The following is a 16,592-nucleotide window of genomic DNA, read 5'->3' on the forward strand; positions in this document are numbered from 1 at the left end:
TCCGGGCGAATTGAGCCTCTTATGGAAGCCAAGTTTCAGATCTTTCTCACCCTGCTGGGTCTGCTGGCGGGAACCGCGCTGCTGGCGCGCCGGGTCAATGTTGCCCCGGCGATCCTGCTGCTGCTGGTCGGCGTCGTGCTCGCCTTCGTGCCGGGCATGCCGTCGGTGGAACTGCCGCCGGAGCTGGTGCTGCTGGTCGTGCTGCCGCCGCTGATCTATTCGGCGAGCGTCGCGATGAGCTGGCGCGAGTTCAAGGCCAATCTGCGCCCGATCATCCTGTTGTCGGTCGGCTGCGTGATCTTCACGGCTTTCATGGTCGCGGCCGCAACGCACTATCTGATCGGCCTGCCTTGGAGCGTCGGCTTCCTGCTTGGCGCCATCGTCGCGCCGCCGGACGTGGTCGCGCCGCTCGCGATCGCGCGCAAGCTCGGCATGCCGCGGCGCATCCTGGTCGTGCTCGAGGGCGAAGGCCTCGCCAACGACGCGACCGCGCTGATCCTCTATCGCTTCGCGGTGGCGGCGATCTCGACCGGGCTGTTCTCGCTTCCGAAGGCGACCGGTACGTTCCTCATCATCGTCGCCGGCGAGATCCTGTTCGGCGCGGCCGTTGGCTGGCTCAGCCTGCGCGCACGCCGCCGGGCCCGCGATCCCCAAGTCGAGATCACGCTGTCGCTGATCACGCCCTACATCGCCTACTGGATTCCGGAGCATTTCGGCGGCTCCGGCGTGATCGCCACCGTCGCCTGCGGGCTCTATATGAGCTGGAACGGGCCACTGCTGATCTCGGCCGCGACGCGCCTGCAAGGCATCTTCTTCTGGGACCTCGTCATCTACCTGATCGAGGGCCTGCTGTTCCTGCTGACCGGTTTCCAGATGCGCTCGCTGTTCGAGCGATCGAAGGCGTTTCCGCTGCACGACATCCTCGCGGCCACCGCGCTGGTCGCCGTCATCGTGATCGTCGCGCGCTTCCTCTGGGTGTTCCCCGGCACCTACCTCCCGCGCTGGATCAGCCGGCGCGTGCGCGAGCGCGATCCGCTGCCGTCTTGGCGGGCGGTCTTCGTGGTCGCCTTCACCGGCGTGCGCGGCGCGGTGTCGCTCGCCGCGGCGCTGGCTCTGCCCCTGGCGCTTCCGAATGGCGATCCCTTCCCCTACCGCGACCTGATCCTGTTCGTCGCTTTCGGCGTGATCTTCGTGACGCTGGTCGGGCTCGGCCTCGGCTTGCCGCCGGTGGTGCGCTGGCTCGGCCTCGCCAGGGACGGCCGCAGCGAGCATCTCGCCGAGCACGAACAGGAGATCGCGGCACGGCGCGACGCGCTGGCGGCTGCGCTGAAGTCGCTCGATGCCATCACCGACGATCGCGAATTGTCGGATGAGGTGGTGAAGTTGTTGCGCTCGCGGCACGAGATCCGCCTTAGCCAGTTGCCCGACTCCCTCGACCCGGACAAGCACGACGCCTCCGCGACCGGCACGGAGCTGACGCGCGAGCTGATCTCCTCCGAGCGCAAGTTCATCCATGCGCTGCTGCGCGACGGCAAGATCACCGACGAGACACGCCGCCGGATCGAGCGCGACCTCGACCTTGAGGAAGCGAGCCTCTCCAACCGCGAGTATCGGCGGATTCCGCTGTAGCGCTCGCGCCTACTCCGCTGCCGCGTTCTGCCCGGGGCCGCCGACGAAGCCTGCGGGATGGCCGAAGCGTTCGATCATCACGGCGGCGAGATCCTTCGTCTTGCTGGTGACGCAGGCGCCGGAGCGCACGGTGTAACGGTCCTGGCGCTTGACGTGTGGCGGCGCCTCGCCCTGCTGCAGCGCGCGGGCGGCATCCAGTACCAGCTTGCGGAAGTGCATGATGCCGAGATCGGTCGGCCCGAGATGCTCGCGGGTGCGGTCGGCGATCGGCCCCTGGCTGTCCTGCACTGCGGCGTCCTGCTCGGAGACGCCCTTGATACCGGTGTAGCTCCTGGTCCGTTGCAGCTTGCGGTCGATCAGATAGTTGTTCGACTTGTTGCGCAGCGGCACGTAGTTCTCGTCGACCACCGCCATCACGCCATTGCCGTTGCGGTAACCGTCGCGCTCCGCCTCGGTCAGCGGCCGGTGCGGATTCCATGCGTAGGTGTAGATCCAGCAATTGGTGTCGGTGACCGGCACGAAGCTCTGGCCGAAGATGTTCTCGCCCGGCATCGAGCTCGGTGCGTAGGAATGGATCGGCATCAGGAACTGGGCGATGCGCCAATAGATGTTGTCGCTTCCCGTGAGCCGCCCGCCGGCAACGGTGAGGCCGGCATCATGCGGGTTGATCTTGATCACCGGGCGCGGATCCTCGGCGATCCAGCGCATGTGGTCAGTCGCGACCCGCGTCAGCGGATTCACGAAGTGCCGCTTGATGTCGAGGATCTCGTTCTCCTCCTTCTCGAAGGAGAGATGCGCGAAGGTGAAATGCGCGGTGTCGATCGAGCCCTCCAGAGCCTGCACCCAGTTGCAGTCCTGCCACTTCTTGCTGACGAAGCGGTGCGACGGCGGCAGCAGCGCCATCTCCAGCGCCGGCAGTTCCGGCATTTGATCGGCGGGGCCCATATAGGCCCAGATCATGTCGCCCCATTCGCGAACCGGATAGGACTTGATGCGGATCAGGTCCTTGGCGTTGAGGTCCGGATACGACGTCGGCATGTCGACGCAAGCGCCGTCGGTGTCGAACTTCCAGCCGTGATAGACGCAGCGGATGCCGCATTCCTCGTTGCGGCCGAGCCAGAGATTGGCGCCCCGATGCGGACAGTACTGATCGATGACGCCGACCACGCCGCGGCTGTCGCGGAAGGCGAGCAATTCCTCGCCGAGCACCACGATCTTCTTCGGGTCGCCATCCGGCTCCGGGAGTTCTTCCGAGAGCAGCACCGGAATCCAGAACCGGCGCAGCAACTCGCCCATCCCCGTTCCCGCACCTGCCTCGGTGAGGAATTTGTTGTCTTCGGCACGAAGCATGGACGACCTCCCCGGATGTCTCGTTGCCTTTCTGGCTTCGTAGATGGCGTAACGGCTCACACCGGCCGTTCTCCCTTCACGGTCACGCGCGTGCCGGAGCGGGTATGCGGCCAGTAGTCCCACATCGCGCGGTGCTGAGCGCAGCGGTTGTCCCAGAACGCGATCGCGTTCTCGGTCCAGCGGAAGCGGCACTGGAACAGCGGGTTCTCCGCATGCTGGTAGAGATAGGCCAGAACAGCGTCGCTCTCGTCGCGGGGGATGCCGATGATGAACCGGGTGAAGCCGCGGTTGACATAGAGCGCCTTCTTGCCCGTCACCGGATGGGTGCGAACCACAGGATGCTCGGCGCGCGGATAGCTCTGCTTGTCGGCGACGCCATAGTTCGCATAGAGCCCGCGATAGGTCTGCTCGCCGTCATGCAGCGCGGTGAGTCCGTCGAGATAGGCTTTCATGCGGTCCGACAGCGCCTCATAGGCGGCATACATGTTGGCGAACAGCGTGTCGCCGCCGCGCGGCGGGCACTGCTTGATGTAGAGGATCGAGCCCATCGGCGGCTCGAGATCGCAGGACACGTCGGTGTGCCAGCCTTCGCCATTGGCGCGCGGCGAATCCTTGTCGGCATAGATCTTCATCAGCGCCGGATCGCCCTCGTTGGGCGCGGCGGGGTGCACGTGCAGCTCGCCGAACTTGCGGCCGAAGGCGAGATGCTGGGCCGGGGTGATGTGCTGGTCGCGGAAGAAGATGACGAGGTTTTCGGCGAGCGCGCGATGGATCTCGTCCATCTGGCGGTTGGAGCGCGCATCGCCGTCGACGAGCTTGCCGATATCGACGCCGGAAATCTCCGCGCCGATGATCGGCGTCAATTTCTCGACGCCGATGGTCTCGTAGGGCTCGGATTCGTCAGCGAGGTGCCGGTAACGCGGGCCCTGCTTGCCGGACAGTGAGCTCATGGGCGTTCTCCCGATGTTTCTTGATTACGAAACATCGTAGCCCGGACGGAGCGAAGCGCAATCCGGGATCAGCCCATGCATGGCAGCAGTGCCCCGGGTTTCGCTTCGCTCCACCCGGGCTACCGCCACCGCAATTTATTCCGCGGCGCCCGCCGTCTCCGGCAGCTTGGCGCCGTTGCCGTAGCGCTGGTCGATGTAGTCGATCACCAGCGCCTTGAACTCGGCGGCGATGGTCGGGCCGCGCAGGGTGCGGAACTTCTTGCCGTCGACGAACACAGGCGCGGCCGGCGCTTCGCCGGTGCCCGGCAGCGAGATGCCGATATTGGCATGCTTGGATTCGCCGGGGCCGTTGACGATGCAGCCCATGACTGCGACGTTGAGCTGCTCGACGCCGGGATATTTCGTCTTCCAGGTCGGCATCTCGTCGCGGATGAAATCCTGGATCGAGCGCGCCAGCTCCTGGAACGTGGTCGAGGTGGTGCGGCCGCAGCCCGGGCAGGCCGCAACCAGCGGCACGAAGGTGCGGAAGCCCATGGTCTGCAGCAATTCCTGCGCGACCTGCACCTCCAGCGTGCGATCGCCGCCCGGCTCCGGCGTCAGCGAGATGCGGATGGTGTCGCCGATGCCCTGCTGCAAAAGGATGCCGAGCGCGGCCGAGGAAGCGACGATGCCCTTCGAGCCCATGCCGGCCTCGGTGAGGCCGAGATGGATCGCATAGTCAGAGCGGCGCGCCAGCTCCCGATAGACCGCGATCAGATCCTGCACGGCGGAAACCTTCGCCGACAGGATCATCTTGTTCTTGGGCATGCCGAGCTCTTGGGCGCGGGCCGCCGACAACAGCGCCGACTGCACCATCGCCTCGCGGGTCACCGCGCGGGCATCGCGCGGGTTCGGCGAGGCCGTGTTCTCGTCCATCAGCTTGGTGAGCAGCTCCTGGTCGAGCGAGCCCCAATTGGCGCCGATGCGCACCGGCTTGTTGTTCTTGTTGGCGATCTCGATGATGTCGGCGAACTGCGTGTCGCGCTTGTTCTTGAAGCCGACGTTGCCCGGATTGATCCGGTACTTGTCGAGCGCCTCGGCACAGGCGGGATATTCAGCGAGCAGCTTGTGGCCGATATAGTGGAAGTCGCCGATCAGCGGCGTCGTGATGCCGCGCTTGCGCAGGCCGTCGCGGATGTGCGGAACCGCGGCCGCAGCCTCCTCGCGGTCGACGGTGATGCGGACCATCTCCGAGCCGGCGCGGCTGAGCGCTGCGACCTGGGCAATGGTGCCCTCGACATCGGCGGTGTCGGTGTTGGTCATCGACTGCACCACGATCGGCGCGCCGCCGCCGACGGCAACGTTACCGACCATAACCTGGGTGGTTTGGTGCCGCGGCTGGGGGCCTGCGACGTCGTCTTGCGGCAAAATCTCGGGCTTGTTCATGGCGCCTCGAATATCAGGTTTTGGTGACATTCACCAAGGGGACGGTGGGCTTTCGCAATCGCGCAGCCGAAGATCATGTTTCCGTTGTGAATTCAATAGCTTATGACACCGATTGGGCCGAAGGCAAGCCATGCAGCGGCGTCCTGCATGGTCGGCTATATTGGGCCGGATTGGGGTGATTCAAAGGGCAAAGTCGCGGCTTTTCATGTGATCCGGCGCATCTTAGCATTCCCTTAAAGCATGCCGGGAGGACGTGACATGGCCGACCATAACGAGCTGATCACCACGGCGGAACTCGCCGACATCCTCACCCGCCCCGAGCTGCGCCTGTTCGACTGCACCACCTATCTGGAGCCGGCGCCTGCGGGCAGCGGCGTCCCCTATATCGTGGTCTCGGGCCGGCAGACCTTCGAGGCCGGGCATATTCCGGGGGCGAACTTCCTCGATTTGCAGGCCGAATTCTCCGATGCGCATACCGCGCTGCGCTTCATGATGCCGCCGGTCGCGCAGCTCGAGGCCGCGTTCGGCCGCCACGGCATCTCGGCCAATAGCCGCGTGGTGCTCTATTCCATCGGCACCGCGATGTGGGCAACCCGCTTCTGGTGGATGCTGCGCGCGCTGGGTTTCGAGCGCGCCTCGGTGCTTGACGGCGGCATCGACAAATGGACCGCGGAAGGGCGCGACATCGAGACCGGGCTTGCCGGCGGCTATCCGCCCGCCACCTTCACGGCCCGGCCCAAGCCGGACCTGTTCGTCGGCAAGCACGACGTGCTCGCTGCCACCGCCGACCACGACACCGTGATCGTCAACGCGCTCGGCCCGCAATTCTTCAGAGGTCTGGAGCCGAGCCGCTACGGCCGGCCCGGCCGCATCCCCGGCAGCGTCAGCGTGCCGGCGGCGACCTTGGTCGATCCCAAGAACAAGACCTTCGCGCCGCTGAAGGAGGCCGAGGCTGTGTTCGCAGCCCAGGGCATCACCAAGGACAAGCGCGTCATCGCCTATTGCGGCGGCGGCATCTCGGCAACCGTCGACCTGCTGCAACTGCATCGGCTCGGCTATCACAACCTCACGCTCTATGACGGCTCGATGGGCGAATGGGCCAAGGACGAGTCGCTGCCGATCGAGACGGGGTAGTACGTGATCAGCAGCGTCCGGCGTCGTCACCCGCGAAGACGGGTGACCCAGTATTCCAGAGACGCCGGGGCTTGAGCCGAGAGGCCGCGGCGTACTGGGTGACCCGCCTTCGCGGGGCATGACGACCGTGTATGACGTGCGTCCGCGTTCTCGCGACATGATTTGTCCGAGTTTTGCTTCTCGTTCCGCCCTCGCTTGATCAGAGGGCGCAGGGAAAGCCGGGTGCCGATCGCACCCATGGGTCCCGTGCAAATGGAAAGCTCGGGAGGTAGGACCACAGGTGAAACCGGAAAACACTCCGGCTTTCCCTGCGCGATGGTTTACGGCTTATACGTGCTCGCCCCGGCGAGACTGGGCTTTGTTGTCACCGTCTTCGCAAAGATGCGTTCCGCATCTTGCGAGGAGACACCTGCCACTAGGTGTGGAGCCTCAAGAGGTTGTTCCCGGTTAATCCGAGCCTGCTGATCGGCGGCTTTGAGCCGATACTGCCATGAGGACGATGCCAGTTGTAGCGGTGAAGCCATCGTGGCAGCTCCGCGGCTCTTTCTGTTGAGGTGTTGTAGGCCTGCGCGTAGGCCCATTCTCGCAGGCTGGTCTGAATGAAGCGTTCGGCCTTGCCATTGGTTTTGGGCGTATAGGGCTTGGTGCGGATGTGCTTGAGGCCGAGGCGCTGACATGCCTTTCGGAAGGCGGCGGATTTGTAGCACGCGCCGTTGTCGGTCATGACGCGCTCGACCTTCACGCCCAGGCTCACGTAGTAGGCCACCGCCGCCTTGAGGAAGGCGACGGCACAGCCCTTTCGCGCGTTCTTCATGACCTGGCTGAAGGCGATCCGCGACGCATCGTCGATGCAAACATGGACGTATTCCCAACCTGGTCCTTGACGGCGAGAACGCAGGTTGCTCGCCCCACGTCGATCGCCGGTGATCCGATGGCCGATCCGATTGAACTTGCCGAGCTTTTTGATGTCGATGTGGATCAGCTCACCAGGATGCTGGCGCTCATAGCGCCGGATCGGCTCAGCCGGCTCCAGCGCAGCCAGCCGGTTCAAACCGAGCCGGCGCAGGATCCGGCTGACGGTTGCTGCTGAGACCCCGACCTCGCGCGCGATCTGCTTGCCGGTGTGGCGCTGCCGGCGGAACGTCTCGACAGCGGCGCATGTGGCGGCCGGGGTTTGGCTTGGCAAGGAATGCGGCCGTGAGGACCGATCCTGCAAACCATCGACGCCTTCTGCGCGGAAGCGCTTGACCCATTTGGCGACTGTCTTCGCCGTAACATTGAATTGGCGCGCGGCGGCGGCCTTCGTCAGGCCGCTCTCGATCACGCTCCGCGCCATCGCCGCTCGACCTTTTGGCGTCAAAGGCGCATTCTTGTGGATGTTCATCTGGTCTCTCCGGGGAACCCTGAAGCGTCGCAGCCTCAGCTTCCTCGGTTCAGACCAGATGGACAACCTCCTGAAAGCTCACAACTAGGGCGTCAGGCCTGCACGACTTCACCGTCCGCCTCACGCATGCTCGTCAGTCGCGCAGTCGGCGTCCACCGCATCTCACCGCAACACTCGTGACGATCGCGAAGCGCCCCTCAGGCGGGTGAGACGGGCTATTCATACACTGAGTTGCGCTTCCGAAAAACAGAAATATTTTTGCGTAAGGGTCTTGCGCCGTCGGGCAACTCAGTGATTGGCGCGTGAGGGACGCACCGGCGGAAGGGTTCCCTCTCGCCTTGCGGGAGTTTGAAGCTCGCTCTCGAGGTTAGGGAGAGGGATGCCACACGACGCCCTCTCCGCATTCGTCATGACGGCAAGCGAACGCAATTTGCGAGGGCGCTGCCCTCATTGATCATCTCACCCGCGGCTTACCCCTCTCCCCACCCTCTCCCGCAAGGGGAGAGGGAGCCTGAGAGGTGTGCTCACCTCACCGTCATCCTGCGGACGCGGAAGACCGAGCCGAGAATGAGGGCGAGAACTCACGCCGGGACGTTCGGATCCGGCGTCACCTTCGGATCGGGCTTGTTGACGAGATAGAGCCCGGCAATCACCAGCAGCGCGGCGACGCCGAACACGGCGGTCAGCGTGTCGTGCATGATGAAATAGGCCGCGACCACGCCGAACAGCGGCGTGATGAAGGTGAAGGCCGAGAGCTTGCTCGCCGAATAGGTCTTCACCATCGCAAACCAGATCACGAAGGTGCAGCCCACCACCCAGATCGCCTGATAGACGAGCAGCGAGATCGACAAGGTGCTCGGCATGTGCGTGATGTGCTCGCCCGAGATCCAGGAGGCGAGCGCGAGGATCGGAACCGACACCGCCGCCTGATAGCCGAGCGCCTTTTCCGGCGCGGCCTTGCGCAAGTTGGTGCCCTTGGCGACCAGCGTGGTCGCCGCCCACAGCACGCCGCCGCCGACCACCAGGAGGTCGCCGAGCAGCACCTTGGCGTCGACATTGGGCTGCGGCACGCCGATCGCGAGCGCGACGCCGGCAAAGCTCAACGCCAGCCCGCTCCACTGCACAGCGCTGAGCCGCTCACCGAGGAACTGGTGCGAGCCGAGCGCGACGAAGAACGGCGCGGTGTAGAGGAAGACCGATGCCCGCGAGGCCGAGGTGAAGACCAGCCCGGTGAAGATCAGCACGAACTCGACCCCGAACATCAGCCCGGCGACAAGGCCGGGCAGCAGCGTGCCGTCACGTTCGAAAAATTTCACGCCGCGCATCCAGCCGACGATCAGCATCACGGGCAGCGCGCCGGCGGAGCGGATCATCGCCTGCAGCATCGGCGGCACATCGGGCAGCGCGAGCTTGACCGCGAGCTGATTGAAGCCCCAGCTCACGCACAGCATCAGCATGATCGCGATGGCGCCGGGCGGCAGCCCGTGCCCGGCGGTGACTGGTCTTGCGGCGTTGGTGATGATCGCTTGCGTCGACACGTTTCCTCGAGGCCGGCTTGATGCCGTGTTGTTCTGTGACTTATTGGGATCGCTGACTAACCTCTCCCGCTTGCGGCGGTCGAGACGAGCGAAGCTCGCTCTGCGGTCGCATCGCATCATTAGATGCGATGCGGGTGGGGGCTCTCTCCACAGTGCGACTTGTGGAGAGAGCCCCCACCCCATCCCTCCCCCGCTTGCGGGGGAGGGGGCGCAGCGTCTTCGCGGTGATTGTTGGCCCAAATCGCATAGCCACTACGATTTCTGGCAATGCGCGCAGGTGCCGGCGATCTCGACGACGGACAGTTTCGGGATGAAGCCCGAGGCCCGCGCCGCCGCGGTGAGGCTTTGCGCGACGGGTGCGGCGGGGATTTCGCCGACCGAGCCGCAATGGTCGCAGATCAGGAACGCCACCATCGAGGTCTCGTCATGGTCGTGCGCGCAGGCGAGGAAGGCGTTGCGGCTCTCGATGCGGTGGACGAGGCCGTTCTCCATCAGGAAGTCGAGCGCACGGTAGACGGTGATCGGCGCCGGCCGCGGCATCGACTTGGCGAGCTCGTCGATCACCTCATAGGCGCCGAGCGGGCGGTGGCTGGCCAGCAGCGCCCCCAGCACCTGGCGACGGATCGGGGTGAATTTCTGCCCCCGGCGGGCGCACACCTGCTCGGCATGGGTCATCGCGTCAGCGGCGCAACGGCCGTGATCGTGATCGGGCGCGGGGAATGTCGGCTTGGCCAGGCTCATTTGGCCCGAAACGTAACATTTTTGCGCCCGGTCCCAAAGCCCGCGCCGGCCGTCCCGCCCCTCCAGCCATGTGTGCAGTGCGGAGCAGCCCTCCGTTAACCTGGCATGCAGATTTAATAAGCAAGCTTATTATATCCCAAGCTTATGGAGGCAGGAGCATGCCCGGGTCCGTGGAGACCAATTTCCTTTTTACGCTTGGCGAGGTGTTCCGGCTGATCCGTGTCTACGCCGACAAGGAGGCCGCGCGCTATGGCATCACCCGCGCGCAATGGGCCGTCCTGACCAAGGTGGAGCGCAATGAGGGCCTGAAGCAGACCGAGCTCGCCGAGCAGCTCGATATCCAGCCGATCACGCTGACCCGGCTGATCGACAAGCTCTGCGACAGTGGCTGGATCGAGCGCCGCGGCGACGAAAACGACCGCCGCGTCAACCGCCTCTATCTGAGGAAGGCCGCGCGCCCCCTGCTCGGCAAGCTCGCCGGCCTCCGCTCCGAACTCACGACGACTGCGCTCGGGGGCATCAATCCCACTGATGCGCATCGCCTGCTCAGCCAACTCGAATCGATCAAGGAAAACGTTCGCAATGCCATCCAAAGCCCAGCCAGCGACTCCTCCCGAAAGGAACAGCGCTATGGCTGAAACCGTCCTCAAGCTGGCACCCGAGCAGAAGAGCAATCCGGAAACGCCCGCGCCCGAACAGATCACCCGCAAGCCGCGCCGCAGGCTGATGACCCGCCTGCGTCGCCGTCGCCGCACACTGCTGCTGGTGGTGCTGCCGATCGTGGCGGTGATCGGCGGCATCGTGTTCTATCTCAATGGCGGCCGCTATGTCGGTACCGACGACGCCTATGTCGGCGCCCAGAAGGTGCTGATCACGCCGGAGATCTCCGGCAAGATCGACAAGATCGTCGTGAAGGAAGGCCAGCACGTCAAGAAAGGCGACGAGCTATTCGAGATCGATCCGGTGCCTTACCGCCTGGCGGTCGCGCAGGCCAAGGCGGCGCTCGACCAGACCAGGACGACCTACGACAACCTGGTCGACAACATCAAGATCAACACCAAGATGCTCGAATTCGCCCAGCAGAGCATCGAATTGAAGAAGCGCGACGTCGAGCGCAAGTCGACGCTGGCGAAGCAGAATTTCGGCTCGCAGCTCGACCTTGACAATGCGGCGAACGCGCAAGTCACCGCCGAGAGCCTCGCGCAGTACATCCGGCAGCAGATCTCCAATGCCAAGACGCAACTGCTCGGCAATGTCGACCTGCCGATCGAACAATTCCCGCCCTACGCCGCGGCCAAGGCGAAGCTCGACGACGCGCAGCGCAACCTCGATCACACCGTGCTGCGCGCGCCGATGGACGGCGTCGCGACTCAGGTCGACCAGATCCAGCTCGGCCGCTTCGTCGCCGCGGGCTCGCCGGTGTTCTCCGTGATCGACGTCGACAACCCCTGGGTCGACGCCAACCCGAAGGAAAGCGACTTCACCTATGTCGCGGTGGGCCAGCCGGTCACGCTCGACGTCGACGCCTTCCCCAATCACGTGTTCAAGGGCACGGTCGGCTCGCTCTCGCCCGGTACGGGCGCGCAGTTCGCGATCCTGCCGCCGCAGAACGCCACCGGCAACTTCGTCAAGGTGGTGCAGCGCGTGCCGGTGCGGATCTATTTCGACAAGGACGATCCGTTCGTCAAAAAGCTGAAGGCGGGCATGAGTGTCTACGCTACGATCGACACCAACCACCGCCGCACGCTGGCCGGCCTGCTCGGCCTCGCGCCGGCGTCCGCCCAGCAGGAGTAGGATGGGACGGGATCGCTCGCTGACGCCACTTCACCTCTCCCCTTGTGGGAGAGGTGGTCTACGCCGCTATCGAACAGGACTGAACTGAATGACCGAGCCGTTGCCATCCGCCGTCCCCGGCCTGCGCCGGAACATGGTGACGGTCTGCGCCATGACGGCAACGATCATGCAGGCGCTGGACACCACCATCGCCAATGTCGCGCTGCCCTACATGCAGGGCTCGCTGTCGGCCTCGCAGGACCAGATCAACTGGGTGCTGACCTCCTACATCGTCGCGGCCGCGATCATGACCGCGCCGGTGGGGTGGATCGCCAACCGCTTCGGGCGCAAGCGCATCTTCATCATCTGCTCGGCCGGCTTCACCATCGCCTCGGTGCTGTGCGGGCTCGCGCAGGACATCAACCAGATGGTGCTGTTCCGCCTGTTGCAGGGCGTGTTCGGCGCGGCGCTGGTACCGCTGTCGCAGGCTGTCATGCTCGACTCCTACTCGCTGCAGGAACGCGCCACCGCGATGGCGATCTGGGGCATGGGGGTGATGCTGGGCCCGATCATGGGCCCCTCGCTCGGCGCCTGGCTCACCGAAACCTATTCCTGGCACTGGGTGTTCTTCGTCAACCTGCCGTTCGGGCTGCTGACGGTGCTCGGCCAGATCATCTTCATGGACGAGACCAAGCAGGACCGGACGCGGCGGTTCGACTGGTTCGGCTTCATCGCGCTCGCGGTCGGCGTCGGCGCGCTGCAGCTCGCGCTCGACCGCGGCGAGCAGCTCGACTGGTTCGAATCCAACGAGATCATCGCCGAGTTCATCATTTCCGGCGTCGGCTTCTATTACTTCTTCGCGCATTCGCTGACGACCTCGAGCCCCTTCGTGCAGTTCGCGCTGTACAAGGACAAGAACTTCGTCACCGGCAGCGTCTTCATGATCGTGATCTCGCTGTCGCTCTATTCGACCATGGCGCTGGCCTCGCCCTACCTGCAGAACGTGATCGGCTATCCGATCATCACCGCCGGACTGCTGCTGGCGACCCGCGGCAGCGGCACCCTGGTTGCGATGATGATCGTCGGCCGCCTGATGAAGTATATCGAGGCGCGTACGCTGATCATCGCCGGCCTCGCGCTGATCGTGATCTCGCTATTCTACATGAGCGGCTGGACCGACCAGACCGGTGTGCCAGAGATCGTGACCTGGAACATCGTGCAAGGCTTCGGCTTCGGCCTCGTCTTCGTGCCGCTCTCCACCGCCTCATTCCTGACGCTGCCCGCTTATCTGCGCACCGACGGCACTTCGATGCTGACGCTGGTGCGCAACATGGCGAGCTCGATCGGCATTTCGCTGGTCACCGCCGAATTGACCCAGGGCAGCCGCCGCACCTACGCGATCCTGTCGGAGCACATCAATCCGTTCAACCACGCGCTGCAGATGCCCGACGTCGCCGCCAAGCTCAACCTGAACACCAACACCGGACGCGCGCTGGCCGACGTAATGGTCAAGCTGCAGGCGGAGATCATCGCCTTCGCGCACGACTACCAGCTGATGATGATCTTCATCCTGGTTTCGCTGCCACTGGCGATCCTGATCAGCTCGACCAAGACCACGCTGCGCAACCAGTCCGGGCCGTCGGACCATGCGGCGGTGATGGAGTAGACGCCGTCGTCCGCGCCCCGATCGCACGGCCAGACGTCCTTTTCCGTGTCATCGCCCGCGAAGGCGGGCGATCCAGTACGCCGCGGCTTATCGGTTCAATCACAACTGTCTCTGGATTACTGGATCGCCCGGTCAAGCCCGGCGATGACAGCTTAGCAAGCCCAACGCTCCTCCTAACGAACGAGACGGGACGCACCGCAATCGCGTTGACTTTCCGCCGCGCGCTCCCAATACTTCTCAAACAACAAGCAAAAATCCGTCAAGAATGACGATTGCAATGGGGAGGACACCATGCCGACTTCACGCAGGACGCTGCTGAAGACGTCTGCGGCCGCCGCCGCTGCCTTCAGCTTCGATTGGACACGCGCGCAGGCCCAGGCCGAAACGGTGCGCATCGGCTCGGTCTATGACATGACCGGCCCATTCGCGGCGGGAGGTTCCGTCGCCTCATCTGTTGGCACCGACATCGCGATCGAGCTCTGCAACGAGCGGGGCGGCATCGGCGGCAAGTTCAAGGTCGCCACCGTCAAGGTCGATTCACAGAGCAAGGCCGACGTCGCGATCAACGAGGTCGAGCGGCTGATCAACCAGGAGAAGCTCGACATCATCGCGGGCGTGTACTCCAGCGCGCATGCGGTGCCGCTCGCCGCCAAGGTCGAGCAGCACAAGAAGATCCTCTGGATCACGACGGCAGTTTCGACCGCGGTCTTCAAGGACCGGAACCTGCGATATGTCTTCCGCGCGCAGATCCATTCCGACCAGTACGGCCAGGCCTTTGCGGGCTTCCTCGCCGAGCACACCAAGGCCAAGCTCGGCATGGAGCCGAAGGACGTCAAGGTCGCGCTGATCCACGAGGACGGCCCCTATGGGGTCGGCGTCGCCGCCGCCGACGAGGCGTTTGCGAAGCAAGCCGGGCTGCAAATCGTGCTCAAGGAAGGCTATTCGGCCTCAGCGCCCGATCTCTCCGTGCTGGTGACCAAGCTCAAGCGCGCGAAAGCGGACATCATCTCGCACGCCGGCTACAACCCCGACATCACCCTGTTCCTGCGCCAGGCGCGCGAGAGCGGGCTGAAGTTCAAGATGCTGTTCGGCGCCGGCGCGGGCTACAGCCAGCTCGACAAGCTGCGCGCGACCTTCGGCGCCGACATCGACAATTTCTGCAACATCGATCCGGTGCCGGCGCAGCTGCTCGATCCCGCCAAGCTGGCGCCGGGGGTCGGCGATCTCACCAAGATCATGGTCGAGCGTTACAAGGCGAAGACCAACGCGACCGATGTGCCGCCGCACTGCTCGATGGGCTTCAACCAGACCTGGATCCTGCTCAACAACGTGCTGCCGGTCGCCAAGGAGAAATATGGCGGCTTCGATCCGGAAGCGATCCGCAAGGCGGCGCTCGACGTCGACATCCCGCCCGGCGGCACCATCCAGGGCTATGGCGTGAAGTTCTATCCGCCGGGCACGCCGTTGGCCGGCCAGAACGAGCGCTCGACGCCGGTCGTGATGCAGAACGCCGGCGAGCACATCTCGGTGGTGTGGCCGACCAACATAAGGACGCAGGATCCGGTGTTCCCGCTGCCGAAGAGCTCGATCTACGCGGCGTAGGGGCGACGAAATTGCAACCGCATCGGCGGTCACCTCTCCCCTTGTGGGAGAGGTCGGATCGCATCGAAAGATGCGATCCGGGTGAGGGGTACGTACCCCTCTCTCGATTTGCGTATGCGGCGACAACCCCTCACCCAGCGCGCTTACGCGCGCCACCTTCTCGCAAAGGGGAGAAGGAAAGAGCGGCGCTACCGCCAATCTCGCTCGCCGCACCTCACAACATCACCCGCCTGCCCTCATCCGCCGCCCAATAGCCGGCGTAGTTCACCTTCGTCGTCTCATAGGCCAGCGCGAGGTCGGCGAGCGGCTGGCGGCCGGTGGCGACGCATTCCATGAAGTCCTGGATCTCCTGCAAATAGCCGCGGGTCCATTCCTCCTCGAGACAGACATATTGCCAGCCGGTTTTGCGGTCGACCTTCTCGGTGATGTAGACGGACGCGAGCTTCTCCTCGGAGGCCTGGTAGCTCACCAGCTGCGTGTTCGGCGTGATGTTGGCGAACAATGAGCCGCCTGACGTATAGGTCTCGATCAGATTGCGCACGCCGCCCATGATCATGTCGCCGGAGACCACCGTCGCCTTGGTGCCGTCGGAGAAGGTCAAGGTCAGCGTGCCCCAATCCTCGACGTCGACCGGATTGGCCTTGATGAAGGCGCGCTCCTCCGGCTTGAGGCCGGCGGTGACATTGCCGACGTCGCAGGTGACGCTCGCAACCGTGATCGTTTCGCCGCGCGCGCGGGCCTCGACCTGCTTGAGATAGAGCACCGCCGACAGCGGATGGCAGCCCATGCGGATCAGCGAGCCGCCGCCGGTCGTCGCCCATTGCGCGGCGTGCGCGGCATGCGAGCCGGAATGGCTCTCCTCGCCCTTCATGAACAGGATCTTGTCGCCTGTCGCGCGGATGATCTCCGCGGTCTTGGTCACGGCGGGTGCGTAGATCCAGTCCTCGGCATACATGAAGAGCTTCCCGGTTCGCTCGATCGCGGCGCGCGTTGTCTCCATCTCCTCCATCACGCGCTGGTACATCAAAGCCTTCGGCACATGCCTGCCGATCGGCTCTCTGTCGCCGTCCCGGCCGAAATAGCCGCTGAACGGCTTCTCGCAGATCACGTGCTTGCCGGCCTGCATCGCCGCGACGATCATCGCGGCGTGCAAATTGGGCGGCGTGCAGATGTCGATGACGTCGAGCTCACGGTCGGCCACGAGCTCGGCGAAGCTGCGATAGGTGGTCGGGATCTGATGCTTGCGGGCGAACGCGACGACGTGATCGCCGCGCGCCGCGACCGCCCTCACCTCGACGTCGACGCCATAGACGCGCCGGTAGGCAACCATGTGCAGCTCCGAGACGAAGCCGCTGCCGGCAAGACCGATCCTGATTTTCGCCATGGGAATGCCCCCTGTG

Annotated in this window: 13 protein-coding genes; 6 read left to right on the forward strand and 7 right to left on the reverse strand. The window is 64.6% G+C overall.

Annotated features, from left to right (window positions below; all coding sequences use genetic code 11):
• Nucleotides 1–21 precede the first annotated feature (21 nt).
• On the forward strand, nucleotides 22–1,629 hold the full coding sequence (locus MTX23_RS34335) for a Na+/H+ antiporter (protein ID WP_280974494.1): 1,608 nt from the start codon (nucleotides 22–24) through the stop codon (nucleotides 1,627–1,629).
• A gap of 9 nt (nucleotides 1,630–1,638) precedes the next feature.
• Here MTX23_RS34335 and MTX23_RS34340 read toward each other — a convergent pair whose 3' ends face one another.
• The 3 genes from MTX23_RS34340 to ispG form a co-directional block, all read right to left on the reverse strand.
• On the reverse strand, nucleotides 1,639–2,979 hold the full coding sequence (locus MTX23_RS34340) for a Rieske 2Fe-2S domain-containing protein (protein WP_280974495.1): 1,341 nt from the start codon (nucleotides 2,977–2,979) through the stop codon (nucleotides 1,639–1,641).
• A 56-nt stretch (nucleotides 2,980–3,035) separates the two neighbouring features.
• Complete coding sequence (locus MTX23_RS34345) at nucleotides 3,036–3,929, reverse strand: TauD/TfdA family dioxygenase (protein WP_280974496.1); 894 nt, start codon at nucleotides 3,927–3,929, stop codon at nucleotides 3,036–3,038.
• A 135-nt stretch (nucleotides 3,930–4,064) separates the two neighbouring features.
• Nucleotides 4,065–5,354: a flavodoxin-dependent (E)-4-hydroxy-3-methylbut-2-enyl-diphosphate synthase gene (gene ispG, locus MTX23_RS34350; RefSeq protein WP_280974498.1), complete on the reverse strand. Its 1,290-nt coding sequence runs from the start codon at nucleotides 5,352–5,354 to the stop codon at nucleotides 4,065–4,067.
• A 258-nt stretch (nucleotides 5,355–5,612) separates the two neighbouring features.
• On the opposite strand from ispG, the gene MTX23_RS34355 reads away from it, so the two are divergent.
• Complete coding sequence (locus tag MTX23_RS34355; RefSeq protein WP_280974499.1) at nucleotides 5,613–6,488, forward strand: sulfurtransferase; 876 nt, start codon at nucleotides 5,613–5,615, stop codon at nucleotides 6,486–6,488.
• Nucleotides 6,489–6,903: 415 nt separating this feature from the next.
• Here MTX23_RS34355 and MTX23_RS34360 read toward each other — a convergent pair whose 3' ends face one another.
• From MTX23_RS34360 to MTX23_RS34370, 3 genes are all read right to left on the reverse strand, one after another.
• Nucleotides 6,904–7,872, reverse strand: coding sequence for an IS481 family transposase (locus MTX23_RS34360; RefSeq protein WP_280972113.1), 969 nt, complete (start codon nucleotides 7,870–7,872; stop codon nucleotides 6,904–6,906).
• 581 nt (nucleotides 7,873–8,453) lie between these two features.
• Entirely contained in the window at nucleotides 8,454–9,410 is a 957-nt protein-coding gene (locus tag MTX23_RS34365) for a DMT family transporter (RefSeq protein ID WP_280974500.1), read from the reverse strand.
• A gap of 252 nt (nucleotides 9,411–9,662) precedes the next feature.
• Complete coding sequence (locus tag MTX23_RS34370) at nucleotides 9,663–10,151, reverse strand: transcriptional repressor (RefSeq protein WP_280974501.1); 489 nt, start codon at nucleotides 10,149–10,151, stop codon at nucleotides 9,663–9,665.
• A 158-nt stretch (nucleotides 10,152–10,309) separates the two neighbouring features.
• On the opposite strand from MTX23_RS34370, the gene MTX23_RS34375 reads away from it, so the two are divergent.
• From MTX23_RS34375 to MTX23_RS34390, 4 genes are all read left to right on the forward strand, one after another.
• Nucleotides 10,310–10,789 carry a MarR family transcriptional regulator gene (locus MTX23_RS34375; RefSeq protein ID WP_280974502.1) on the forward strand — a complete coding sequence of 160 codons (480 nt, stop codon included), beginning with the start codon at nucleotides 10,310–10,312 and terminating at the stop codon, nucleotides 10,787–10,789.
• Nucleotides 10,782–11,945, forward strand: coding sequence for an HlyD family secretion protein (locus MTX23_RS34380; RefSeq protein WP_280974503.1), 1,164 nt, complete (start codon nucleotides 10,782–10,784; stop codon nucleotides 11,943–11,945). Before MTX23_RS34375 ends, MTX23_RS34380 begins: the two co-directional genes overlap by 8 nt.
• 88 nt (nucleotides 11,946–12,033) lie before the next feature.
• The gene (locus tag MTX23_RS34385) at nucleotides 12,034–13,590 is read left to right on the forward strand and encodes an MDR family MFS transporter (protein ID WP_280974505.1); all 1,557 of its coding nucleotides are present in this window, start codon (nucleotides 12,034–12,036) and stop codon (nucleotides 13,588–13,590) included.
• A gap of 291 nt (nucleotides 13,591–13,881) precedes the next feature.
• Nucleotides 13,882–15,192, forward strand: a complete 1,311-nt coding sequence (locus tag MTX23_RS34390) for an ABC transporter substrate-binding protein (RefSeq protein WP_280974506.1) — start codon at nucleotides 13,882–13,884, stop codon at nucleotides 15,190–15,192.
• 214 nt (nucleotides 15,193–15,406) lie between these two features.
• Here the strand turns inward: MTX23_RS34390 and MTX23_RS34395 are convergent, their stop codons facing one another.
• Complete coding sequence (locus tag MTX23_RS34395) at nucleotides 15,407–16,576, reverse strand: Gfo/Idh/MocA family oxidoreductase (RefSeq protein WP_280974507.1); 1,170 nt, start codon at nucleotides 16,574–16,576, stop codon at nucleotides 15,407–15,409.
• Between the last annotated feature and the right edge of the window lie 16 nt (nucleotides 16,577–16,592).

The organism is Bradyrhizobium sp. ISRA436 (assembly GCF_029910015.1).
Classification (GTDB): domain Bacteria; phylum Pseudomonadota; class Alphaproteobacteria; order Rhizobiales; family Xanthobacteraceae; genus Bradyrhizobium.

What these genes read in the sequence shown, in the direction of transcription:
- MTX23_RS34335 (WP_280974494.1), top strand. Translation starts at nt 22, where the DNA reads ATGGAAGCCAAGTTTCAGATCTTTCTCACCCTGCTGGGTCTGCTGGCG.
- MTX23_RS34340 (WP_280974495.1), bottom strand. Translation starts at nt 2,979, where the DNA reads ATGCTTCGTGCCGAAGACAACAAATTCCTCACCGAGGCAGGTGCGGGA.
- MTX23_RS34345 (WP_280974496.1), bottom strand. Translation starts at nt 3,929, where the DNA reads ATGAGCTCACTGTCCGGCAAGCAGGGCCCGCGTTACCGGCACCTCGCT.
- ispG (WP_280974498.1), bottom strand. Translation starts at nt 5,354, where the DNA reads ATGAACAAGCCCGAGATTTTGCCGCAAGACGACGTCGCAGGCCCCCAG.
- MTX23_RS34355 (WP_280974499.1), top strand. Translation starts at nt 5,613, where the DNA reads ATGGCCGACCATAACGAGCTGATCACCACGGCGGAACTCGCCGACATC.
- MTX23_RS34360 (WP_280972113.1), bottom strand. Translation starts at nt 7,872, where the DNA reads ATGAACATCCACAAGAATGCGCCTTTGACGCCAAAAGGTCGAGCGGCG.
- MTX23_RS34370 (WP_280974501.1), bottom strand. Translation starts at nt 10,151, where the DNA reads ATGAGCCTGGCCAAGCCGACATTCCCCGCGCCCGATCACGATCACGGC.
- MTX23_RS34375 (WP_280974502.1), top strand. Translation starts at nt 10,310, where the DNA reads ATGCCCGGGTCCGTGGAGACCAATTTCCTTTTTACGCTTGGCGAGGTG.
- MTX23_RS34380 (WP_280974503.1), top strand. Translation starts at nt 10,782, where the DNA reads ATGGCTGAAACCGTCCTCAAGCTGGCACCCGAGCAGAAGAGCAATCCG.
- MTX23_RS34385 (WP_280974505.1), top strand. Translation starts at nt 12,034, where the DNA reads ATGACCGAGCCGTTGCCATCCGCCGTCCCCGGCCTGCGCCGGAACATG.
- MTX23_RS34390 (WP_280974506.1), top strand. Translation starts at nt 13,882, where the DNA reads ATGCCGACTTCACGCAGGACGCTGCTGAAGACGTCTGCGGCCGCCGCC.
- MTX23_RS34395 (WP_280974507.1), bottom strand. Translation starts at nt 16,576, where the DNA reads ATGGCGAAAATCAGGATCGGTCTTGCCGGCAGCGGCTTCGTCTCGGAG.